19 protein-coding genes are annotated in these 22,128 nt (G+C 58.9%); 13 read left to right on the top strand and 6 right to left on the bottom strand.

Features of this window, described 5'->3' with window-relative positions:
• Positions 1 to 146: 146 nt before the first annotated feature.
• Together DXC79_RS06105 and bsh are read left to right on the top strand one after the other, a co-directional pair.
• Positions 147 to 566: a peptide deformylase gene (locus tag DXC79_RS06105; protein WP_055250721.1), complete on the top strand. Its 420-nt coding sequence runs from the start codon at positions 147 to 149 to the stop codon at positions 564 to 566.
• Between the two features lie 131 nt (positions 567 to 697).
• The gene (bsh, locus tag DXC79_RS06100) at positions 698 to 1,663 is read left to right on the top strand and encodes a choloylglycine hydrolase (protein ID WP_117635513.1); all 966 of its coding nucleotides are present in this window, start codon (positions 698 to 700) and stop codon (positions 1,661 to 1,663) included.
• Positions 1,664 to 1,742: 79 nt separating this feature from the next.
• On the opposite strand, the gene DXC79_RS06095 is transcribed toward bsh, so the two are convergent.
• Both DXC79_RS06095 and DXC79_RS06090 read right to left on the bottom strand, forming a co-directional pair.
• Positions 1,743 to 3,959 carry a KUP/HAK/KT family potassium transporter gene (locus DXC79_RS06095; RefSeq protein ID WP_117635543.1) on the bottom strand — a complete coding sequence of 739 codons (2,217 nt, stop codon included), beginning with the start codon at positions 3,957 to 3,959 and terminating at the stop codon, positions 1,743 to 1,745.
• A gap of 243 nt (positions 3,960 to 4,202) precedes the next feature.
• On the bottom strand, positions 4,203 to 5,114 hold the full coding sequence (locus tag DXC79_RS06090) for a DMT family transporter (protein ID WP_117635512.1): 912 nt from the start codon (positions 5,112 to 5,114) through the stop codon (positions 4,203 to 4,205).
• A 118-nt stretch (positions 5,115 to 5,232) separates the two neighbouring features.
• Here DXC79_RS06090 and DXC79_RS06085 point away from each other — a divergent pair, with 118 nt between their 5' ends.
• On the top strand, positions 5,233 to 6,090 hold the full coding sequence (locus DXC79_RS06085) for a LysR family transcriptional regulator (RefSeq protein WP_233503026.1): 858 nt from the start codon (positions 5,233 to 5,235) through the stop codon (positions 6,088 to 6,090).
• Positions 6,091 to 6,291: 201 nt separating this feature from the next.
• Positions 6,292 to 7,773, top strand: a complete 1,482-nt coding sequence (locus DXC79_RS06080) for an aminotransferase class I/II-fold pyridoxal phosphate-dependent enzyme (protein ID WP_117635542.1) — start codon at positions 6,292 to 6,294, stop codon at positions 7,771 to 7,773.
• Between the two features lie 220 nt (positions 7,774 to 7,993).
• Here the strand turns inward: DXC79_RS06080 and DXC79_RS06075 are convergent, their stop codons facing one another.
• A complete protein-coding gene (locus tag DXC79_RS06075; RefSeq protein WP_117635510.1) occupies positions 7,994 to 8,404 on the bottom strand; it encodes a peptide deformylase in 411 nt (136 codons plus the stop codon).
• 214 nt (positions 8,405 to 8,618) lie between these two features.
• Between DXC79_RS06075 and DXC79_RS06070 the strand changes: the two genes are divergently transcribed.
• Entirely contained in the window at positions 8,619 to 9,530 is a 912-nt protein-coding gene (locus DXC79_RS06070; protein WP_117635509.1) for a hypothetical protein, read from the top strand.
• Positions 9,531 to 9,926: 396 nt separating this feature from the next.
• On the opposite strand, the gene pdxT is transcribed toward DXC79_RS06070, so the two are convergent.
• Both pdxT and pdxS read right to left on the bottom strand, forming a co-directional pair.
• Entirely contained in the window at positions 9,927 to 10,514 is a 588-nt protein-coding gene (pdxT, locus tag DXC79_RS06065; protein WP_117635508.1) for a pyridoxal 5'-phosphate synthase glutaminase subunit PdxT, read from the bottom strand.
• Between the two features lie 26 nt (positions 10,515 to 10,540).
• Positions 10,541 to 11,425 (bottom strand): pyridoxal 5'-phosphate synthase lyase subunit PdxS, encoded by an 885-nt coding sequence (gene pdxS / locus DXC79_RS06060; protein WP_117635507.1) that lies wholly within the window; start codon positions 11,423 to 11,425, stop codon positions 10,541 to 10,543.
• Positions 11,426 to 11,570: 145 nt separating this feature from the next.
• Here pdxS and DXC79_RS06055 point away from each other — a divergent pair, with 145 nt between their 5' ends.
• Entirely contained in the window at positions 11,571 to 12,980 is a 1,410-nt protein-coding gene (locus DXC79_RS06055) for a PLP-dependent aminotransferase family protein (protein ID WP_117635506.1), read from the top strand.
• A 131-nt stretch (positions 12,981 to 13,111) separates the two neighbouring features.
• On the opposite strand, the gene DXC79_RS06050 is transcribed toward DXC79_RS06055, so the two are convergent.
• Complete coding sequence (locus DXC79_RS06050; protein ID WP_070097113.1) at positions 13,112 to 13,675, bottom strand: ferritin family protein; 564 nt, start codon at positions 13,673 to 13,675, stop codon at positions 13,112 to 13,114.
• A gap of 196 nt (positions 13,676 to 13,871) precedes the next feature.
• Between DXC79_RS06050 and DXC79_RS06045 the strand changes: the two genes are divergently transcribed.
• The 7 genes from DXC79_RS06045 to DXC79_RS06015 all read left to right on the top strand — a co-directional run bounded on the left by DXC79_RS06045 (position 13,872) and on the right by DXC79_RS06015 (position 22,074).
• Entirely contained in the window at positions 13,872 to 15,149 is a 1,278-nt protein-coding gene (locus DXC79_RS06045) for an iron-containing alcohol dehydrogenase (RefSeq protein WP_370445756.1), read from the top strand.
• 8 nt (positions 15,150 to 15,157) lie between these two features.
• Positions 15,158 to 16,537 carry an aldehyde dehydrogenase gene (locus DXC79_RS06040; protein ID WP_117635504.1) on the top strand — a complete coding sequence of 460 codons (1,380 nt, stop codon included), beginning with the start codon at positions 15,158 to 15,160 and terminating at the stop codon, positions 16,535 to 16,537.
• Between the two features lie 242 nt (positions 16,538 to 16,779).
• The gene (locus DXC79_RS06035; RefSeq protein WP_158550978.1) at positions 16,780 to 17,979 is read left to right on the top strand and encodes an MFS transporter; all 1,200 of its coding nucleotides are present in this window, start codon (positions 16,780 to 16,782) and stop codon (positions 17,977 to 17,979) included.
• Between the two features lie 227 nt (positions 17,980 to 18,206).
• Positions 18,207 to 18,971, top strand: a complete 765-nt coding sequence (locus tag DXC79_RS06030; RefSeq protein ID WP_117635502.1) for a ChbG/HpnK family deacetylase — start codon at positions 18,207 to 18,209, stop codon at positions 18,969 to 18,971.
• A gap of 402 nt (positions 18,972 to 19,373) precedes the next feature.
• Positions 19,374 to 19,553 (top strand): hypothetical protein, encoded by a 180-nt coding sequence (locus DXC79_RS06025; protein WP_117635501.1) that lies wholly within the window; start codon positions 19,374 to 19,376, stop codon positions 19,551 to 19,553.
• Positions 19,554 to 19,619: 66 nt separating this feature from the next.
• Entirely contained in the window at positions 19,620 to 20,165 is a 546-nt protein-coding gene (locus DXC79_RS06020; protein WP_117635500.1) for a metallophosphoesterase, read from the top strand.
• A 151-nt stretch (positions 20,166 to 20,316) separates the two neighbouring features.
• Positions 20,317 to 22,074, top strand: a complete 1,758-nt coding sequence (locus tag DXC79_RS06015) for a DUF2130 domain-containing protein (RefSeq protein ID WP_117635499.1) — start codon at positions 20,317 to 20,319, stop codon at positions 22,072 to 22,074.
• Positions 22,075 to 22,128: the final 54 nt, after the last annotated feature.

Genomic DNA, 22,128 nt, shown 5'->3' with positions numbered 1-22,128 from the left:
ACTCACTTACTATATCGTCTTTACAACCTTGCTGTTCCTCGCATGTTGATGTTCGGCGCTTTGTAACAGACGGACGGTATTTATCGCATGAAAATGTGTGGGTACCGTATACTTAAGCGGTTACAACGACCCCTATGGAGGAACGTATGATTAAAGAGCTTTGCCACGACGAGGCTATCCTGTCCCAGCGTTGCGAGGTTGCGACCGTCGAGGACGAGTCGGTTGCTCAGGACCTGATCGATACCATCAAGTCGCTCGACGATGCCGGCTGCCTTGCCGCTAACCAGATTGGCGTTACCAAGAAGGTCTGCGTCTACCTGGACGACGCCGGCGAGCCCCACGTGCTCTACAACCCCCGTCTGGTGTTTGGCCTGGGCGCCAGCAAGATGGAGGAGAGCTGCCTGACGCACGAGGAGGTCACCAAGTCCACGCGCTATATCAAGTGCAAGGTTGCCTTTGACCAGATCGTCGACGGCAAGATGCGCGAGCGCAAGCAGGACTTTGTGGGCTTCGAGGCGCAGATGATCCAGCATATGATCGATCACTGTCTTGGCAAGCTTGTCTAGGGCGGCCACAGCACCGCACTTCGTCGTTTTTGGTCCGGGCGTGACATTGTTGTCATGTCCGGGCTTTTGTGTTTAGCGCCTTTTTGTTTGGTGACAATGAACTTAGCAAGAACGTAAAGCTAGGAGGCGCTATGTGTACGAGCATTCGATTTACCGATAATTCCGGCAACATGTATCTGGGCCGCAACCTCGACTGGAGCTTTGACTACGGCCAACAGGTTCGCGTGATGCCGCGCGGGTTTCACATTCCGTATTCGTTTATCGACGACACGACAGCGGCACACGCGGTGATCGGTATGTGCATCGATTACAAGAACTACCCTATGTTCTTCGACTGCGGCAACGATGCGGGCCTCGCCGTGGCGGGTCTCAATTTCCCGGGTTATGCCGAGTATGCCGAGGACCCTGTCGACGGCAAGACCAATATCGCGGCCTATGAGTTTCCCCTGTGGGTGGCAGCGACGTTCTCGACGGTCGATGAGGTCGAGGCCGCGCTGCGCGACACGGTGATTGTCGCCAAATCTGCCGGAGAGGGGCTGGGCGTGTCGCTGCTCCATTGGATTATCGGCGACAGCCAGCGTAGCATCGTGGTCGAGATGATGGCTGACGGCCTGCATGTATACGACGATCCGGTCGACACCCTTGCCAATCAGCCCACCTTCCCGTGGCATATGGAAAACCTGCGCACCTATATCACCGCCACAAACGATTTTCCGCAGACGGCGACGTGGCGCGGCGCCGAGCTTAAGCCCTATGGCGCGGGTGCCGGCATGCGCGGCATTCCCGGCGACTGCTATTCGCCGAGCCGTTTTGTAAAGGCGGCGTACCTCAATGCCAATTATCCGCAAAAGGAGAGCGAGGCCGAAAACGTGATTCGCATGTTCCGCTCGCTCGAGGGCGTGATGATGATCGAGGGGGCGTCCAGGATGGGCGATGGCAAGTTCGAGAAGACCATCTACACCGGATGCTTTAGCGCGCGTACGGGCAATTATTACTACGCGACGTACGAGGATCCTTCGATTCGCTACGTGAGCCTGATGGATGCCGAGGGTGCGAGCCCCGATAGACTCGTGGTTCCCGATCCGCGCCGTTCGTAGCCGATAGCTTTACTGCAATGCAATGCGGCCCCGCATCTCCTGTGAGGTGCAGGGCCGCTGTCATCGATTTGCGACGTCGCTAAAAGTTAGCGTCGTTGAGTTGGGCGCTCTCGAGGCCGTCGAGTTGCTGTTGCTCGAATGTATCGGCGACGCTCTCGAGCAACTCGGTGGGATCGACGTTCATGTCCCTACCGGCTTCGTTGCCGTTGACCAGGTCGCCCGAGAAGATATCGACATCCATTTCCTCGGCTTCCTCGATCTGAACTTCGAGTGGCACCTGGGTGCGTACGAGTTTGACTGCCGGACGCATACGGGCAAAGAGGGGCACGTACTCGATGATGATGGCCGAGTTCTCGAGACCATACCAACGTGCCGGGCTTCCGCAGGCGCGGCGGACAGCGTACTTGATGGCCATGACGCGATGGTCGTTGCGGTTGATGTCCGTTTCGGGGGCAAGCATCTTGCGCAGCATGCAAAAACGGAAGTCGCCCACGTTGCCGCGCGTCTCGTAGATGGAGTAGGTGTGATGTTGCGGCGGCAACTCTCCCGAGGCCATCAGGTCGCCGACGATCTGGCGCAGATAGGCGTTGACGCGCTGATTGACCTTAAAGCCCAGGTTCAGGCGCACGCGGAACAGGAAGTCCGTACCAAAGGTCTCAACGGAGTATTCGTGCGTATAGGGCTCATCGGTAACGTGCACGTTGATGAACCAGTATGCCTTGGCGCGCTTGGGATGTTTGTCCAGGATGGAATAGAGCACGTCGCGGTCGAGTGTGAGCGGGTCGGGGCTGTTGGTGAGGAATACCAGATTGTCGGCGAGCACGGGGTAGGTCTCGTCGTTACGCAGGCGGTTGAGCTGATCGATGTACTTGGAGACGGGCAGCAGAATCGTCTGCGTGCGCTCGATGGCGGTGCCGCGGCGCCACACATACATAAGGCCAAACAGCAGCGAGGCCAAGAAGATCATGACGTAACCGCCGTCAAAGAACATAGTGAGGCACGAGGCGAAGAAGCATAGCTCAATGGCACCAAAGAGCAGAGCGAAGACGCAGGCACCCAGCTTGTGCTTGAGGATGCCGGCGATATAGCTCGTCAAAAGCGTCGTGGTCATGAGCATGGTCACGGTAATGGCGAGGCCGTAGGCGCTCTCCATGCGCTCGGAGTTCTGGAACAGCAGCACAATGAAGATGCAGCCGACCCACATGATGTTGTTGACGAGTGGAATATAGAGCTGACCCTTGGTGTCGCTGGGGTAGTGGATGCGTAGGTGCGGCATGAGGTTGAGGCGCGTTGCTTCCGAAACTAACGAGAAAGAGCCGGTGATGAGCGCCTGCGAGGCGATAATCGCCGCTACGGCCGAAAGCACGATGGCAAAGGGGCGCAGGGGCTCGGGGAGCATCATATAGAACGGGTTGACGATATCCATCGCAAGCATCTGGGGGTTGGAGTTATTGGCGAGCAGCCAAGCGCCCTGACCCAGATAGTTGAGGATAAGGGCAGCCTTAACAAACGGCCAGGATGCATAGATGTTCGCCTTGCCTACGTGGCCCATGTCCGAGTAGAGCGCCTCGGCACCGGTTGTCGACAGAAAAACGAAGCCGAGCACCATGATGCCCGAGTGGTTGATGGGCGAGAACAGGAACATGATGCCGCGAATGGGGTTGAGCGCGCGCAAGATGGACAGGTTGCCGAGCATGTTGAACAGACCGGCGCCAGCCAAGAACAGGAACCACAGCGTCATGAGTGGGCCGAACAGCTTGCCGATCGACGAGGTGCCGGCGCGCTGCATGGCAAACAGCCCGCAGATAATGATGATGGTAATAATGATGACGTTGGTTTGCCCGTCACCCAAAAGCGCGTGGCCCCACTCGATGGTACGCAGGCCCTCAATGGCCGTGGTGACCGTGACCGCGGGGGTGAGGATACCGTCGGCGAGCAGCGCCGCGCCGCCGATCATGGCGGGGAGAATCAGCCACGGCGCCACCTTGCGCACGAGACTGAACAGAGCGAAGATGCCGCCCTCGTTATGGTTATCGGCCTTCATGGCGATTACCACGTACTTGACCGTGGTCACGAGCGTCATGGTCCAGATGACGAGCGAAAGCGCGCCCAGAATCATATCCTCGCTGACGGTGCCGATGCCGCCGTTGTTGGCGACGATTGATTTCATGGTGTACATAGGGCTCGTGCCGATGTCGCCATAGACGACGCCGAGCGTTACGAGCAGCATGCCAGCGGAGAGGGGAATGGCTCCATGCCCGCCTTGACTACGCTGGTCTTGGGGGCTTACCTCCATTTTGTTGTGTGCCACGTGGACTCCCTAGACATCCGGTTATCTGTCTAGGACAGAAAACCTTTATGCCGTCTTTATACATACAAGAGCAGTTTGGCACATCAGGTTGTTTTAGACAATAATTCCCCATCTGGGGATTATTCATGTACGCAGGCAGCATTTCAAAGCAGGGGCGCATCCGCTGAATGGCGTGCTGCAATGTGATAACCGCGGACGCGCCCATGCTTCAAAACTGAAGAGGGGCTTTTAAGCACGTGCTGTCTGGGCGATGCCGGCCTTGGCGCCTGCGCGTTTGTCGGCGAGTTCGCAAAAGAGCGCGCCGCCGATGATAAGCGCGGCGCCCATCAGGCGGACCGGTGTCATGGCTTCGCCCAAAAGGACGGCCGAGAACACGACCGCCGAAAGTGGCTCGAGGTAGCCGACGACGGCGACAGTCTGTACGGGCAGTTTGGCGACGGCGCTAAAGTAGAGCAGGCAACCGATGCCGGTATTGACGGCACCGAGCATGATGACGGCGCGCCAATCAATGCTGGCGGCGGCACCGGCGGACAGGAATGAGGGGACGCCCTGCGTGACGAGCGTGAGGACCAGCGCGGTCACAAAGGCGGCGCTCACCTGGAGCGCGGAGTTTTCGAGGCCTTCGATGTGTGGCGCACCCTTGCTGGCGATGACCATCAGCGCGTAGCAAAATGCCGAGGCGATGCCGCAAGCGATACCTGCAATGGGCATATTGCCGCCTAGACCTTGCGCTGCAATGAGAAAAGCACCGCAAGCAACGGCGATGAAGCCGCCGATTTTGCCGCCGGTCAGCTTTTCGCCAAAGATGAGTGGGGAGAGCGCCATGACAATGATGGGGCCGCAGTAGTACAGCAGCGAGGATACGCCGACGCCGATCGTCTGGTAGGCGCGGAACAGAAAAATCCAGCTGGCGCCCAGCGCGGCTCCCGAGAGGATCAGGGCCGCGGCTTCGCGGGGACGAGATGGCGCCTGCAGCTTATGGCGTTGGGTGATGATGAGGATGGCGACAAGCGAGAGGGCTCCCAGAAAGGTGCGCAGCAGCACGATATCGGAGCTCGGCAGCGCGATGGCAGCGGCGATGATGCCGTTGGAGCCAAACAATAGCAATGCTGCTAAGTACGTAAACAGTCCGTTGTTCATGCGCTGACATCCCCTCTATATCCGAGCATGTTCACTATGGGTGAGGTGGATTTAGAATAAAAGCGAATATAATGCATGGATAACATGACAAAAACTCATGCAAAGGTGGAGGCGTGTCGTGGAAACGAATATTCAAAAGATGCAGGTGCTGCTCGAGACCGTGCGCGCCGGCAGTTTTACGCGCGCCGCCGAGCGGCTGAGCTATTCGCAGTCGGGCGTGAGCCGTATGGTGGCCGATCTTGAGGCCGACTGGGGCTTTAAGGTGCTCGATAGAAGCCGCGAGGGCGTAGTGCTTTCTGCCGATGGGCGGCAAGTTATGCCAGCGGTCGAGGCGTTATGCGAGGAATTTGTTCGTTTGCAGCGACGGGTGGATGAGATGCGTGGGCTCATGCGCGGCAAAATCTACATCGGAACGTTTTCGAGCGTGGCGACCCACGTACTGCCGCCGGTGATCGCGCGCTTTCGCGCCGATCACCCGGACGTCGATTATGAGTTGCTGATGGGCGATTACTCAGAGATCGAACAATGGGTGGCAGAGGGCCGTTGCGATCTGGGCTTTATCCCGCGTGAGCCACGCGGCGCCGGCATGGCGTCGCGGCCGTTGGTGCAAGACGAGCTGATGGCCGTGGTGCCAGCGGACTCCTCGCTTGCCACCGCGGAGGTCGTTTCCCTTGCCGATTTGGCCAACGAGCAGTTTATTCTGCTGGAACGCGGCACCGATGACGAGATTACGCCGCTGTTTCGTCGGGCGGGTCTGGCGGTGCGTTCTAAGCTATCGACCTGGGATGATTATGCGATTATGGCCATGGTCGAGGACGGTCTGGGCGTGAGTATTCTTCCGGCGCTCATCTTGCGCCGCTGTCAGTTCGATGTTGCCGTGCGCCCGCTCGAGGGGCATCCCCGTCGGCAAATCAATGCGATATGTCGCACGACTGATGTTTCGCTTGCCGCCGCCCGATTCCTTGAATACCTCTAAACGTGTACACGCCATTGTCCGCCTTGGGCAAATCTTGGAGTTCGGTACATTTTCTTATGAAATTGAACTTTCGAATGAGGTGCCGCGCTATACTGCTGCCTAAATTGAACCTTGGTTCAATTCGTGTTCTATAAATTGAACTTTGCCAGCAAGGAGGTTCCTGTGGCCCAAGAGACGTTTAGCGATCGCCTGCGACAGGCTATGTCCGATCGCGATGTTCGACAGTCGGACGTGATTCGTGCATCGGAGATGTTCGGCAAAAAACTCGGTAAGAGTCAGATGAGCCAATATGTGAGCGGCAAGACGATCCCGCGGCGCGATGTGGCAGAGCTGCTCGCCCGCATTTTGGAGGTCGATGTTACCTGGCTGCTCGCCGGTGACGCCGATCAAAGCGAGGCATCATCGCCCCGCAACGTTTCCAGGCCCGAACCCCATCCCTCAGCTCAAATTCCAAGGAGCACCACCATGCGTACTTTTTCTAAATCCACCAAGCTCGATAACGTCCTGTATGACGTGCGCGGTCCTGTCGTCGACGAGGCCGCCCGTATGGAGGACGAGGGCGAGCGCATCCTCAAGCTCAACATTGGCAACCCCGCCCCCTTTGGTTTCCGCACGCCCGATGAGGTCATTAAGGATATGCGCCAGCAGCTACCCGACTGCGAAGGCTATTCCAACTCGCGCGGCCTGTTCTCTGCACGCAAGGCGATTATGCAGTACTCGCAGATCAAGGGCCTGCCCAATGTTCAGATGGAGCACATCTACACGGGCAACGGCGTGTCCGAACTCATTCAGCTTTCGATGAACGCGCTGCTCGACAACGGCGACGAGATTCTGATCCCCAGCCCCGACTATCCGCTCTGGACGGCGTGCGCAACCCTTGCCGGTGGTCATCCCGTGCACTATCTGTGCGATGAGCAGGCGGATTGGTATCCCGACCTGGAGGATATGGAGTCCAAGATCACGAGCGCGACCAAGGCCCTCGTCATCATCAACCCCAACAACCCCACGGGCTCGGTCTACCCGCGCGAGGTGCTCGAGGGCATCGTCGAGGTTGCGCGCAGGCATCAGCTGATGATCTTTGCCGACGAGATCTACGACCGTCTGTGCATGGACGGCTACGAGCACGTCTCGATTGCCTCGCTCGCTCCCGATCTGCCCTGCATTACCTTTAGCGGCCTTTCCAAGTCGCACATGATCGCGGGCTATCGTATTGGCTGGATGGTGCTTTCGGGCAACCAGCGCTGCATGAGCGACTTCATTATGGGCATCAACATGCTCTCTAACATGCGCCTGTGCTCCAACGTGCCGGCTCAGTCGATCGTCCAGACGGCGCTCGGCGGACACCAGTCCGTCAACGACTACATCCGCCCCGGCGGTCGTGTCTACGAGCAGCGCAACTTTGTGTATGAGGCGCTCAGCAAGATTGACGGCATCTCGGTGGTCAAGCCGCGTGCGGCGTTCTATATCTTCCCCAAGATGGATGTTAAGAAGTTCAACATCACCGATGACGAGCAGTTTGCCCTCGACCTGCTGCACGAGAAGAAGATCCTGATCACGCGTGGCGGCGGCTTTAACTGGGCCGAGCCCGACCACTTCCGCATCGTGTACCTGCCGCGCATGGAAGTGCTCAAAGAGTCGCTCGAAGACCTCGCCGACTTCTTCGATCACTACCGCCAGAATTAATAGTTCCGCCGTTCTGCCGAACGGCGGACCGCTTGACGCTGCGCGAGCCGCATTCACACCAATCTGACGTTCAACTTCAAGGGCGCGACCAGAAGGTCAGCGCCCTTTCGTTTCACGTCACCTTGGTGCAAATGCGGCTCGCTCGCTGTCGTGTGCTCAACCCGCATCGTTATCACGATTCGCATTTAACGGAGCAAAGCTGGTTATTTTTCTTGGCTGTCTAAATAACGATTCCTTGGCAGTGGTCGATTTCGTGCTGGATGATCTCGGCGGTGTAGCCCGAGAAGTTTTTGATGCGGTGGACGAAGTTCTCGTCCAAATATTCCACCTTAATGCGACGGTAACGGGTGCAGGAGCGCTCACCGATCAGCGAGAGGCATCCTTCGCTCGTCTGATAGGCATTGACCTGCTCAAGAATTTGAGGGTTGTACATCAGGAGTGTCCTGTTGCCGTCCTTTACGCAGATGATGCGTTTGCGCACGCCGATCATGTTGGCGGCGAGGCCCACGCACTCGCGCTCATGCTCGTGGAGTGTATCCAGGAGATCCTGCCCGGTCGCGGCGTCTTCGGGGCCGGCGTCGTCGGAGGGCGGGCGTAAAAAGAACTCGGATTTCATGATGGGCTTAATCATGGCGGGCTCCTTAAGATGGACACGTTTGGTTCAGGTCATGATACCGCGACATGTCGCATTAATGTGTGCACATAGATTCTGCAGCTAGATTGGCGGGCGAGACCATAAACTAATGGACGTTTTGCCGAGAGGCATGAATGTTTAAAGCGCAAAGAGTGCGCGACGGGCCCCGCGAATGGGGCGATGAGGCCCGAGAGGGCCAAGAAGGAGTCTCATGTCCGAGAACGAAGAGATCATGAACGAGACCGAGAACGAGACCATGGCTGCCGAGGTTGAGGCAGTCGAGACCGTGGAGACCGAAGCTGCCGAGGTTGAGGCTGCTGACGAGGTTTCCGTCGAGGAGGAGGCCGAGGTTGTCGAGGCCACCGCTGATTACGATGACGAAGAGCTGATGGACAAGATGCAGAAGGCCGCCCGCCTGCTGCGTAGCCGTCGCTTTGCTATTTCCAAGGAGGAGGAGGCCAAGGCCGAGCGCATGGCAAACATCGAGCGCGCCATCAAGCTCCTTGACCTCAAGCCCAAGATGGAGCAGAAGGAGATGTCCGACCTGCTGGGCATGCGCCTTCGTGAGCTTGATGGCCTGATGGCCGAGGCCGAGGCTGCCGATCTGGTCGGCCGCATCGACGACGCCGAGGGCGATATGCGCAAGATCGTCGTCTTCGCTGCCGAGGATGCTGCTGAGGGCCTGGTCGAGCTTGCCAACAAGAAGGAGAAGCTCCTGCCCGAGCTTTCTTATGAGGAGGCCACCGAGCTGATGGCCGCCCTCGATAAGGTTATCGCTCCGCTTGTCGCCATGGGCTTGGACGAGGACCGCGGTCCTCGTGGCGGCCGTGACGAGCGCGGTGGCCGTGGCGGTGACCGTGGCGGTCGCGGCGGCTTTGGCGATCGCGGTGGCCGTGGCGGTGACCGCGGCGGTCGCGGCGGCGATCGCGGCGGCCGTGGCGGCTTTGGCGACCGTGGCGGCGACCGCGGCGGTCGCGGCGGCTTTGGCGGCAACCGTGGTGGCTTTGGCGACCGTGGCGGCAACCGTGGCGGCTTCGGCGGCAACCGTGGCGGCGACCGCGGCGGTCGCGGTGGTGATCGCGGCGGCCGCAACGGTGGCGGCTTCCGCGGCAACCGCTTCTAATTGGGTTGCGCGGTTTTACCAAACCGCGCAACTGCTCGACGCTGCGCGCCCACCAGAGCGACAACTTGTCATTCAAAGAGGACGGCATGACCAGAAGGTCTATGCCGTCCTCTTTTCATGCCAATTTGTTCGCTCTGGTGGGCGCTCGCTTTCGTTGCCGAAACATCGACATTGCCTTGGTCGAAACCTGCCAAAAAGGGACAGGTTTATTTTGGTCGGTTTTATCTGGGCAAACGTGGTCATCTATCGCAATGTAGTCGTTTGGGGACGTTCTTGTTTGAGTAGTCGTTTAAGAACGTCCCCAACGACTACATAGTATGAGAGTGGATAATCTCCTGGTATGAGCCCATATTCATGCTCAAGGTGGGGGATTATCCACTCTCGTTTCTGTTCTTCCTACATTTGTAGGAGCAGTTCGTGGAGGCGGGTGTCTTCGTCGAGTTCGGGGTGGAAGGTTACGCCGAGCTGGTTGCCTTGGCGGGCGGCGACGATGCGCCCGTCGACTTTCGCTAAGGCCTTGGCGTCGCCGTGGACCTCGACGATGCGGGGCGCACGGATAAACGTCAGCGGCACTTCACCGTCGATGCCGGCTACCTGCCCCTTGGTTCGAAAGCTGCCGAGCTGTCTGCCGTAGGCATTGCGCTCGACAAGTACATCCATGGTTGCCAAACGCGGCGTGCCCTTATCGTCATGGGCGGCAAGATCGCGCGCCAACAGGATCAAGCCGGCGCAGGTGCCCAGGACGGGCATGCCGTCCGCAATGCGAGCACGAAGATCCTCGAGCATGCCAAGCTCGGCAAGGAGTTTGCCTTGAACGGTCGACTCGCCGCCGGGAAGTACCAGGCGGTCAAAGTCCTGCTTCAAATCAGCCGCCTGCCTCAGCTCAATACAACGTGCGCCCAGCTCGGACAGCCTCGCCTCGTGCTCGGCAAAAGCACCTTGGACCGCCAGCACGGCGACCGTATGGTCTGCGTAATCGCTCATGCGCGATCCTTTCTGCTGGACTAGCGTCAGCGCTCCTCCATGATGATCTCGATCTCGTCGGCGTTGATGCCGACCATGGCCTCGCCTAGATCCTCCGAAAGCTCAGCGATGAGCTTGGCATCGGTGAAGTTGGCCACGGCCTTGACAATGGCGGCTGCGCGCTTGGCGGGGTCGCCGCTCTTAAAGATGCCCGATCCGACAAAGACGCCTTCGGCGCCCAGCTGCATCATCAGCGCGGCATCGGCGGGGGTCGCTACGCCGCCGGCAGCAAAGTTCACGACGGGAAGCTTGCCCGTGGCATGGACCTCGCGCACCAGCTCGACCGGAACCTGCAGCTGCTTGGCTGCCTCAAAGAGCTCGTCGTCACGCAGGGCAACAACGTTGCGGATCTGCTTTTGGATTTTGCGCATGTGGCGCACGGCCTGGACCACGTCGCCCGTGCCCGGCTCGCCCTTGGTGCGGATCATCGTGGCGCCCTCGGCGACGCGGCGCAACGCCTCGCCCAAATCGCGGGCACCGCAGACAAACGGCACGTCAAACTGGGTCTTGTCGATGTGGTAGACATCGTCGGCGGGGGAGAGAACCTCGGACTCGTCGATGTAATCGATTTCGATGGCCTGCAGGACCTGCGCCTCGACAATGTGGCCGATGCGGCACTTGGCCATAACAGGGATGGAGACGGCCTCCTGGATTCCCTTGATCATCTTGGGATCGCTCATGCGCGAGACGCCGCCTGCGGCACGGATGTCGGCCGGGATGCGCTCGAGAGCCATGACGGCGCAGGCGCCTGCCTCCTCGGCGATGCGTGCCTGCTCGGGCGTGGTGACGTCCATGATGACGCCGCCCTTGAGCATCTGCGCGAGCTCGCGGTTGAGTTTGACGCGATCGGCCTTGCTGGTCTGTTCTGCCATGGTTGCTCCCTTGGTTGGCATGTGCATTGCTTGACGGAACATCCTATCGGGGAGCTGGGTATGGCGAAATACTCAGTTTTCAAGATAATAACAAGGTCAGACTAATATCAGATTGAATGACTCGATAAGGTCAGGTGACAAACTCATGCTCGACTACAATTTGGAACAACGCGGCGAGGCATCGCTCTATGAGTATGTTTACCAGCAAATTCGAGATGATATCGTTGCTGGGCGCATTGCGGCGGGAGAGCATTTGCCGTCTAAGCGCGCCTTTGCCAGTCATCTGGGAATCAGTGTCATTACAATCGAAAATGCATATAGCCAGTTGCTTGCCGAGGGTTATATTTGCTCAAAGCCGCGGCGCGGCTACTACGCGTGCGAACTTCCGGATGCACCGGTTTTGGCTTCGGCTGCGGAGGGCATCGACCGAGATGTCGCCTCCGTGGACCCCAGCGCGCATGATGTCAACGGACAGGTCGAGCGATTCGATGCGCTTTCTCCTTCCGCTTTGGAGGCGGCGCGGCTTTGGCAAAGCGCGCTACGGGCGACGCTGACATCCGAAGACGAACGTGAAATCTTTTCGCCCGCGCCGGCGCAGGGCACCGCTCGGCTGCGACGTGCGATTGCGCACCATCTACGCGGGACGAGGGGCATGAATGTCGACCCCGACAACATCGTTATCGGTGCGGGCGCCCAGCTGCTCGATACCATGTTGGTTCAATTGCTTGGAGCCGACAAGGTGTATGCCGTTGAGGATCCGGGGTATTTGCGCCTGACGCGCATCTATCAGGCTATGGGTTGCCAAGTACGACATATCCCGTTGGATGATGACGGCGTGGACCTGAGCGCTCTGCAGAAAACCGGGACCGATGTCCTTCACCTGATGCCGTCCCATCAGTATCCGACCGGTCTTGTGACGAGCATTGCGCGTCGCTACGCGCTGCTGAGCTGGGCCACCGAGCGACCAGGTCGGTATCTCATCGAAGATGACTTTGATTGTGAGTTTCGCCTTGCCGGCAAGCCGATTCCCGCGCTCGCGTCGATCGATGCCGCCCAGTCAGTTATCTACACCAACACGTTTTCGAAGAGCCTGTCATCGGCGTTGCGTCTAGCGTACATGGTGTTGCCCGATGAACTAATGGAGCGGTTTAAGCACAACCTTGGTTTTTACGCCTCGTCGGTGAGCTCTGTTGACCAGGTTGCCTTGGCGCGTTTGCTGGAATCGGGTGATTACGAGCGGCATGTAAACCGCGTGCGCGTGCGCGCTCGCGAGGCGCGCGATGGCCTGGTGGCGCTTGTGCGGAAGGCGTTTCCGGCGGGGGAGGTCTCGATCAAGCATGCAGACGCGGGCCTTTACTGCGTCGTGGCCGTGGAGCGTGACGCGGGCGGAAGCTCTTTTGCACGGGCCCTCACGCGCTCGAGCATCCCTTATATCGATATCAGCGACTGTTTATGGTGTGCCGATGATGCATCTGTCCCTAAAAACCCAACCCGAATCCTTGTCCAGTATGACGATTTGAGTCCAAATGCGCTTAATACCCTGAATCGCAGCTAAGGGGCAACGTTCTCTAGATGCCGAAGGTGGTCCTATTTTTGGGACGTTAACTGGTTCGCAAGACACGAAAAAGGCCCGGATCTTGCGGTCCGGGCCTTATCGAGCTAGAGATTATCTCTCAGGCTGCTGGCTTAGCCAAAGTAGCGCTTGAGCAGGCCGGCGAAAGCCTTGCCGTGGCGAGCCTCGTCGCGAGCCATCTCGTGCACGGTGTCGTGGATGGCATCGAGGCCAGCGGCCTTGGCGCGTTTGGCAAGATCGGTCTTGCCGGCGGTGGCGCCGTTCTCGGCCTCAACGCGCATCTCGAGGTTCTTCTTGGTGGAGTCGGTCACGACCTCGCCCAGGAGCTCAGCGAACTTGGCGGCGTGCTCGGCCTCCTCGTGGGCAGCCTTCTCCCAGTACAGGCCGATCTCGGGATAACCCTCGCGATGAGCGACGCGAGCCATGGCCAGGTACATACCGACCTCGGAGCACTCGCCCTCAAAGTTGGCGCGCAGGTCGGCAACGATGTCCTCGGAGACGCCCTCCATCTTGGCGACGCCCACGACGTGCTCGGCAGCCCACTCGAGCTGGCCCTCCTCCTGCTTCAGGAAGCGAGAGCCGGGAACGCCGCACTGGGGGCACTTGAAATCCTCGGGCAGCTGGTCGCCGTCGAACTCTTCCACATAACCGCAAACGGGGCAAACAAACTTCATGATTCGATCCTTTCGATCGATGGCGATGGTGCGCTCGTCCGGTCCCGTAAGGGCCCTCTCCGGACGTGCGTCTTGACGAGTTCTATTATCCATAAATGAGACCGAATGTGAAGCCTATTAGGAATGATTTTTAATAAAACAATTTAAGCATGTGTAGATGTTGATTGATTAACGATTGCTAGACCTCGTGCGACCTCCGATGAGTACAATCGGTCGAGCAAATGTTGACCAATCAACAAATGAAGGAGCTTCCTTTATGCATCTAGCCCGCCGCGCCTGGTGCCGAACGTATCAAACGGTTTTTCGCATCGCATTGCCGGTGCTGCCCTGTACCGAGCCACGCATTTTAGAGCACGCTGAGGAAGTGCCCGCAGTGCTTCAAAAGCGTTCAATACACCATGTTCTTATCGTGACAGATCCCGGCATTGCCCGTCTGGGGCTCACGGCACCGCTCGAGACAGCGCTCGCGTCCAAGGGAATTAGCGCTGCGGTCTATGCCGAAACGCGTGCGAACCCCACGGTCTCAAACGTGGAGGAAGCGGCATCTCTGTATCGAGAGAGCGCCTGCCAGGCCATTATCGGCTTTGGCGGCGGTTCGGCCATGGACTGCGCCAAGGGCGTGGGCGCGCGCATCGCGCAGCCAAAGAAGCCCATCAACAAGATGCGCGGCCTGTTGCGTATCCATCGTCGCCTGCCGCTGCTCATCGCCGTTCCCACCACGGCGGGCACGGGAAGCGAGGTCACGCTTGCAGCGGTAATTACCGACGACGAGACGCACTACAAGTATCCCATTAACGACTTTGTGCTGATCCCGCGCTTTGCGGTGCACGACCCCGAGTTTACGCGCGGCCTGCCCGCCTCCATTACGGGGCAAACGGGCATGGACGCCCTGACGCATGCCGTCGAGGCCTTTATCGGGCGCAGCACCACGCCCTATACGCGCAAGATGGCGCGCCAGGCGGTGCAGCTCATCCACGACAATTTGCTCGAGGCCTATGAGTGCGGTGGCAACATGCGTGCGCGCCGCAATATGCTTTCGGCGGCGTATAAAGCGGGCGTTGCCTTTACGCGCTCTTATGTTGGATACGTCCATGCCATCGCGCACAGCCTGGGCGGGCGTTACGGGATTCCCCACGGCTTGGCCAACGCCATCATCCTGCCGCACATGCTTCGCGCCTATGGCGAAGCTGCTGCTCCCAAGCTCGCCGATCTCGCCCGCATGGCCGGCATTGCGCCGGCTAATGCGCTGGACAACGTGGCTGCTGAGGCCTTTATCGATTGGGTCGACCGCATGAACGCCGCCTTGGGCATACCCAAATATGTGACGGGCATTCGCCGCTCCGACATTCCTGAGATGGCGGCGCATGCCGATGCCGAGGCCAATCCCCTGTACCCCGTTCCGCTTTTAATGGACCGTTTGGAGCTCGAGCATATGTACGAGGTCGTTGCGGGTGGTATGTTTGAAGACGAGAACTAGGAGGGCCCATGAACACCGAGGAAATCGCGCGCATCGTTGCCGATCAGCGCGCCTACTTTAAGACGCACGCCACGTTTGATGTCGATGCTCGACGTCGTGCGCTCGTGAGTTTACGCGATGCGGTGCGGGCCCACGAGGCCGATATTGCCCATGCGCTCAAGACCGATTTGGGTAAGTCACATGACGAGGCGTATGTGTGCGAGATCGGCACCTCGCTTTCCGAGATTCGACATCAGATTGCGCATGTGGCCCGATGGAGCCGTGCCCACTTGCGCCCGTGCGACCTCGCCAATGCTATTAGTGTGTGCAAGACGCAGTCCGTGCCCTATGGCGTCACACTCATCATGGCTCCGTGGAACTACCCGTTTTTGCTGACGCTCGAGCCGCTCGCTGGCGCTCTTGCCGCGGGCAACACCGTGGTCATCAAGCCGAGTGCCTATGCTCCGGCATCGAGCGCAGTGCTCAAGCAAATCTGCGAAGAAGCGTTTGATTCGCGCCTGGTGGCAGTTGTCGAAGGCGGGCGCGCCGAGAACGAAGTGCTGCTCGACGAGTGCTGGGACAAGATTTTCTTTACCGGTAGCGTTCCGGTCGGCAAGCTCGTTATGGAGCGTGCAAGTAAAAACCTTACGCCCGTGACGCTTGAGCTGGGCGGAAAGAGTCCCTGCATCGTGGATGCGACGGCTAACTTGAAGGTCGCGGCACGCCGTATCGCCTTTGGTAAATGGCTCAACGTGGGGCAGACCTGCGTGGCGCCCGACTACCTGCTGGTCGATACGCGCGTGCACGACGAGCTGCTGGGTCTCATCAAGGAGGAGGCCCGCCGTATGTTTGGAGAGCATCCGCTCGATAACGAGGATTACGGGCATATCGTCAACGCCAAGCATTTTGCGCGCGTGCGCGGGCTGATCGATCCCGATAAGGTCGTGCTTGGAGGCGCCGCGCGCGAGGCTTCGCTCAAGATCGAGCCGACGATTTTGGACGGCGTGTCCCCCGATGACGCCGTGATGCAAGAGGAGATTTTCGGCCCCATCTTGCCGGTGCTGTCGTTTGAGAGCCTAGACGAGGCCGAGACGTTTATTACGGATCGTCCGACGCCGCTGGCCCTGTATATCTTTAGCCAAGACCGTGAGGTTCAGCAGCGCTTTGTGCGTTACGTGTCCTTTGGTGGTGGCTGTGTTAATGACACCATTATGCATTTGGCCACGAGCCATATGGGCTTTGGCGGCATGGGGGCGAGCGGTATGGGACAGTACCATGGACGCGAGAGCTTCGATACGTTTAGCCACAAGAAGAGCATCGTGAACAAGGCAACGTGGCTGGACGTGCCGTTTCGCTATGCCCCTTACGCAAGCTGGAAGCACAAGTTCGTGCGCATGTTTGTGCATTAGAATCGATGACATAGAGACAAGTAAAATGGCCGCCCTCGCGTAAGCGAAGACGGCCATTTCTCATGCCCAAGCGCTGGGACGTGGAGCGTTCTGATGGCAGCGCGCAGGGGCGGGACGCCAGATCGGTGCTAGAATACGGGACGACCGCAGCGAAGGGGAGACTATGCATATGTTCGAGACCTACATGGACTGATGACGCTCAGGTTGTCTTGTTTGGTTTCCATATGCATGAGGGGTTTGCTATGTCCCGTCTTCTTTCTCCATCGCACCGTTTGGTTGCGGTAAATTTCTTTATTCAGCTTGCATTTCAGTCGACGTATTTTGTCGGCATCATTGGCTGCGGCACCTACGTTCTCGGGGCCGGCGCATTTGAGACGTCCGCGCTCGTGTTTGGACTCAACCTGGTGCTCATCTTTGCAACGTTTTGCGCCGGCGCACTTGTGGACTCCTTGGGCCCGCGTCATGTGCTTCTGGCCGTTTGCGTCCTGCTTTGCGCATCGGGCGTTTTTGGCCTTGTTGTCCCCGTGTCCTATCCCGCGCTTGCGCTACTCGCCATCTCTACCGGGTTGTTGTTTGGCGCGGGGACCACGGCCATGGACGCCTATCCGCGCTTTTTGACGGAGGCCCCCGATGAGCTTCTGCGCATCAACGGCCTCAACAACATCGCGACAAGCGTCGCGGTGATCGTTGGACCTGCGCTTGGAGGCGTTATCGCTTCGGTCTTTTCCAACCAAGGGGTGTTTTTCCTGCTTGCGGTGGCACCTGTTCCCGCTCTGCTGCTTGCGACCTCGTTGCGTGAAGGCGCTGCTGTTCAGGGCGTCGCTAAGCCGGAGTCTTGCGCTGAGGCGACGGGCTTGCGATCGCTTTGGGAAGGCGTTATTGCCACGGCGGCCGATGCCGACCTGCGCCTGATTTTTCTCATGGGCTTTATGGGCTTCTTTGCCTATGGGGCGTTCGATTCGCTCGAGTCGCTGTTCTACCGCGATGTTCTTTGCGTGGGTGCGGAGTGGATGGGATGGCTGTCGGCCATCGCCGGCATCGGCGGAACGCTGGGGTCGTACCTGATCATGCGCGTGCCGTCGGGACGCATCAGGCTGGAGCTTCTTGCGGCGATGCTGCTGGTGACGGGTATGGGCTCCGTTGTGTATGTGGGTACCGCCCATGTTGCCGTTGCTGCGGTGGGGCAGCTTGTCTGTGGCATTGGTTTTGGCGCCATGGGACCGGTGCGCGTCACACTCACCCAGCGCTTGAGCGATCCTGCCAAGGTGGGGCGCGTGCTGGGCGTGATGCGCGTGGGCCTCAACGGCGCCGGCGTGCTGCCGCTGGTCGTTGCTCCGTTTTTGGCCGATGCCTTTGGCGTGCAGGGGGTGCTTGTTGGCGCAAGCCTGGCAACGGCCGCTATCGCCTGCACGTTTTGGGCAATCGCCCGGCGTCGGGGCTAGGCTCTCGGCATTCCGCTTGCCCCTCTGAATATAGTAGTTTGGGGAGGGCGAAATGTGCGCAGCCGCGATTGCGAGCGCTCGATTCTGCGCTATGACGCGGGGCTCGATGTCAACGGTCACAAGTCCGCAAGCCGCGACTGGAGCCTTGGATTCTTCGAACTGTAATTCTCGAACCATCACAAAGGTATCCCCTTGTGGTGAGTTTTCCATAGATTGGGGGAGTTGTTATGAAACGGCTTTTAATCCGTGCCGATGATATCGGGTATTCGTATGCCGTTGACTTAGGCGTCGCTCGCAGCGTCAATGAGGGGCTGGTGCGCTCGGTGGGCCTTATGCCCAATATGCCCGAGGCCGCACGTGGCTGGTCGCTCGTGGCAGACGCCGGTGTTGCAGTGGGCCAGCATACCAACGTGTGTCTGGGCAGGCCGTGTGCCGATCCGGCGCGCATTCCGAGCATGCTCAACGAAAACGGCGAGTTCCATAGCAGCCGTACCTTCCGCGAGCATTTTAAGCGCGGCGAGGAGTTGATAGACTTCGACGAGGCCTGCGTCGAGATCCGCGCGCAGCATGACCGCTTTGTCGAGATCGTGGGCCGCGAGCCGGATTACTTTGAGGCCCATGCGGTCATGAGCGAAAACCTTAACCGAGCGATCTCGGCGGTTGCCCGGGAGCTGGGCCTTAAGGAGCAAAAGGCGAGCTTCGATCCTGCGGCGGTGGTGCATTGCGGAGATACCGACCTGCGCATGGTGATGCGCTCGATGGAGCCGGACTACGAGCCCAAAGAGGCAATCATGCAGACGGTCCGCGAGATGGTGGACGGTGAGACGGTGATCTTTGTCTGCCATCCGGGTTATCTCGACCGCTTTATCCTCGAGAACAGCTCGCTTACGACCGATCGCACCAAGGAAGTCGATGCTCTGATCGACCCCGGGCTTCGCGCTTGGCTTGAGTCTCAACCCGATCTTCGCCTGATCGACTACCGCGACCTGTAGGGACCCAAGCCGCCACAAAGGGGACAGGCACCTTTGTGGTGGTTTTGGCGCCGTTGCCATTATGGCGGCGGCGCCTTTTTTGTCCGTGCGGCGCAATAGAGTCAGGGCAACGTGGCATGCGTGCCTTTTTGTGCATTAGAGTCGATGGCATAGGAATAAACAAAGTGGCTGCCCCCGCGTAAGCGAAGACGGCCACTTCTCACGATGAAAACGTGTATCGGAGTTGGCAAGATCCGCGGCAACGGGTGCCATCCGTGTTCCCGTCTTATCTGCAAGCGCTCTGTCGCGCAAGCGTTGCGACAAGCGATTGAAAGACGCAGACAGGATGAATTTGTGTCCGCACGGGTCCGTAGACTTCTCAACTATGTGGTGGACGCTCGCTAACTGGCAATGGAGGCGGTCATGTTTGATGACGACGACCTGTTCGATCTGACAGATGGTCCGTTTGAGTGGGAGCTGCTGCTCGATGATGACGAGCTGGAGCGGGACCGTAAGAAGCGGCAGGACAAGAAAGCCCAGGGCGACGCTTCGAAAAAGCAAGACAAGCGCCGCCGCGGACTGTTCGGCGGGCTCTTTGGATAACCGCCGCATCGCTACGTCTGTATACTTAGCACGAGTTGAACACGTTGCGAAATGAGGGCATAGACGATGATGTGGTTTACCGCCGACCTGCACCTGGGCGATACGAATATCTTGCACGACATGGATCGACCGTTTGATTCAGTCGAGGAGATGAACCGCAAGGTTATCGATGTCATCAATGAGTGCGTGGCTGTGGACGACCGCCTCTATATATTGGGAGACTTTACCTATCGTTTGCCCCTGGCGGAGGCGGTGCGCCTGCGCGAGCGTATCGAATGCCAGAACGTGACGCTCATCCGTGGTAACCATGACGGTGACTGGGAAGATCCCGACGTACCGCAGATTTGGGAAGACGTGCGCGATTACCTGGAGATTGCTCCCGGTTACGCTAAGGGCCATCGCCTGGTGATGAGCCATTACCCCATGCTCAGTTGGAATGGCAAGGCGCGCGGCGCCATCATGCTGCACGGGCATATCCATAGCAGGGGAGACCGCACCAACGCGCGCAACCGCGATCGCGAGCGCCCTATCTTTCGCTACGATGTCGGTCTCGATGCCAACGACTACAAGCCCGTAAGCCGTGATCAAATCCTCGGCTTCTTTGAACTGTAATCCTCGAACCACCACACAAGCCACTACAAAGGTGCCTGTCCCCTTTGTGGTGGTTTTGGCGCCGTTGCCATTATGGCGGCGGCGCCTTTTTTTGTCCGTGCGGCGCGGTAGAGTGTAAGCGGTTGAAATTTGCGTCCATCGAGGAGCTGCTATGAACGAGATCAAGTGCCCGCATTGTGGCGAAATTTTTAAGGTCGACGCGTCCGGCTATGCGGATATCGTCAAACAAGTGCGCAATGCCGAGTTTTCGCGCGATCTGGATGAGCGTGTGAGGGCAGTCCAGCGCGAAGGCGAGCAGGCGCTGGAGCTTGAGCGCTCGCGTTCGACGGCTGCTTTGCAGGAGGCAGAGTCTCAGCGCAACGCTCAGCTTGTCGAGCAGAAGAACGCCGCGGAGCAGAAGCTGGCACAAGAGGTTGCCAAGCGCGATGCTGAGCTTGCCGAGCTGCGCGCCAAGCTCGAGGGCGCTGCCACAGAGCGCGAGAGTGCAAGTCAGCGCGCGGCGGTTGAGGCCCGTGCCGATGCTCAAAAGGAAAACGCCGAGCTTCAGCGAGAAATCGACAATCTGCGTGCGCAGCTGGAACGCAAAGATGATGAAGCCAAGCTCGTCGAGTCGGCGGCGCGCAATGCTGCTCAAAACGATTTAGCCACACGCGATGCGCAGATTGCCGAATTGCAGGCAAAGCTCTCCGCGGCGGATAAAGCCCAGGAGATGGCGCTTGCCGCTGCTGCGGCTGAGTCGAAGCGCGAGCTCGATGCCGCTCGCAGCGAGGCCGAACGCGCGCTTGCTGACTACCGCGCGAAGGCGCAAGAGAAGTTATCCGCCGCAAAGGCACAATCTGAGCAAGAGGCCGAGGGCCTGCGTGCCCAGTTGCGCGAGCAGGAACTGATGGCAAAAATGAACCTGTCGGAGGCGGTCGCCGCGGCGGAACGAGAGCGCGATGAGGCACGTGCCAAGCTGACGAGCGAGCTGGCGGTGCGCGATTCTCGCGAGGAGCAGGCCAAGGCGGCACACGAGCTCGAGCTTGCACAGGCCAAGCGCGCGAGCGATGACCTGATTCGTTATAAGGATGAAGAGATCGAGCGCCTTAAGGACATGAAGGTTCGTCTGTCTACCAAGATGGTGGGCGAGTCGCTCGAGCAGCACTGCGAGACCGAGTTCAACCGTCTGCGCATGACGGCGTTTCCCAACGCGTACTTCGAGAAAGATAACGATGCGTCCGAGGGCACCAAGGGCGACTTCATTTTCCGTGAGTGCGATGCGAGCGGCAACGAGATCATCTCGATTATGTTCGAGATGAAAAACGAGAACGATGAGACCGCGACCAAGCATAAAAACGAGGACTTCTTTAAGAAACTCGATCACGATCGTCGCCAGAAAGGCTGCGAATATGCGGTGCTCTGCACCCTGCTGGAGCCCGAGAGTGACCTCTATAACGCGGGTATCGTCGACGTGAGTTACCGCTATGAGAAGATGTACGTGATCCGCCCGCAGTTCTTCATTCCCATGATTACGCTGCTGCGCAACGCCGCCATGGGTTCGCTGCGCTATAAGCAGGAGCTAGCGGAGTACAAACAGCAGAATATCGATGTCACGAACTTCGAAGCCAAGATGGAAAAGTTCAAGGACGGCTTCTCACGCAACTACAACCTGGCGAGTAAGCAATTCGAGTCGGCGATCAAGGAAATCGATGCCGCCATCAAGCAGCTCGAGAAGACCAAGGACGATTTGCGCCGCAGCACCGAGAATCTGCGCCTGGCCCACAACAAGGCTGATGAGCTTACCATTCGCAAGCTCACTTGGGGCAACAAAACCATGAAGGCAGCGTTTGATGAGGCACGCGAGACCGCGTCGGAGACAGGCGATGAGCCCGCCGAGGCGGATTCGTATGAGGTCGAGGATGCCGAGTAGAGGATAGCGTATCGCGCAAAAAGCGGGGCCGCTGGCGATGTTGCCAGCGGCCCC

The organism is Collinsella sp. TF08-11AT, from assembly GCF_003437035.1.
Taxonomy (GTDB): Bacteria; Actinomycetota; Coriobacteriia; order Coriobacteriales; family Coriobacteriaceae; genus Collinsella.
Note: the sequence above shows the minus strand (reverse complement) of the source record. Positions and strands in the feature narration are given on the sequence as shown.

Excerpts from the sequence above, each read along its gene's own strand:
- DXC79_RS06080 (WP_117635542.1), top strand. The coding sequence starts at position 6,292 with ATGTCCGATCGCGATGTTCGACAGTCGGACGTGATTCGTGCATCGGAG.
- DXC79_RS06075 (WP_117635510.1), bottom strand. The coding sequence starts at position 8,404 with ATGATTAAGCCCATCATGAAATCCGAGTTCTTTTTACGCCCGCCCTCC.
- DXC79_RS06020 (WP_117635500.1), top strand. The coding sequence starts at position 19,620 with ATGATGTGGTTTACCGCCGACCTGCACCTGGGCGATACGAATATCTTG.
- DXC79_RS06035 (WP_158550978.1), top strand. The coding sequence starts at position 16,780 with ATGTCCCGTCTTCTTTCTCCATCGCACCGTTTGGTTGCGGTAAATTTC.
- DXC79_RS06040 (WP_117635504.1), top strand. The coding sequence starts at position 15,158 with ATGAACACCGAGGAAATCGCGCGCATCGTTGCCGATCAGCGCGCCTAC.
- DXC79_RS06095 (WP_117635543.1), bottom strand. The coding sequence starts at position 3,959 with ATGGAGGTAAGCCCCCAAGACCAGCGTAGTCAAGGCGGGCATGGAGCC.
- pdxT (WP_117635508.1), bottom strand. The coding sequence starts at position 10,514 with ATGAGCGATTACGCAGACCATACGGTCGCCGTGCTGGCGGTCCAAGGT.
- DXC79_RS06055 (WP_117635506.1), top strand. The coding sequence starts at position 11,571 with ATGCTCGACTACAATTTGGAACAACGCGGCGAGGCATCGCTCTATGAG.
- DXC79_RS06105 (WP_055250721.1), top strand. The coding sequence starts at position 147 with ATGATTAAAGAGCTTTGCCACGACGAGGCTATCCTGTCCCAGCGTTGC.
- pdxS (WP_117635507.1), bottom strand. The coding sequence starts at position 11,425 with ATGGCAGAACAGACCAGCAAGGCCGATCGCGTCAAACTCAACCGCGAG.
- DXC79_RS06090 (WP_117635512.1), bottom strand. The coding sequence starts at position 5,114 with ATGAACAACGGACTGTTTACGTACTTAGCAGCATTGCTATTGTTTGGC.
- DXC79_RS06070 (WP_117635509.1), top strand. The coding sequence starts at position 8,619 with ATGTCCGAGAACGAAGAGATCATGAACGAGACCGAGAACGAGACCATG.
- DXC79_RS06030 (WP_117635502.1), top strand. The coding sequence starts at position 18,207 with ATGAAACGGCTTTTAATCCGTGCCGATGATATCGGGTATTCGTATGCC.
- DXC79_RS06025 (WP_117635501.1), top strand. The coding sequence starts at position 19,374 with ATGTTTGATGACGACGACCTGTTCGATCTGACAGATGGTCCGTTTGAG.
- bsh (WP_117635513.1), top strand. The coding sequence starts at position 698 with ATGTGTACGAGCATTCGATTTACCGATAATTCCGGCAACATGTATCTG.
- DXC79_RS06045 (WP_370445756.1), top strand. The coding sequence starts at position 13,872 with ATGAGTACAATCGGTCGAGCAAATGTTGACCAATCAACAAATGAAGGA.
- DXC79_RS06015 (WP_117635499.1), top strand. The coding sequence starts at position 20,317 with ATGAACGAGATCAAGTGCCCGCATTGTGGCGAAATTTTTAAGGTCGAC.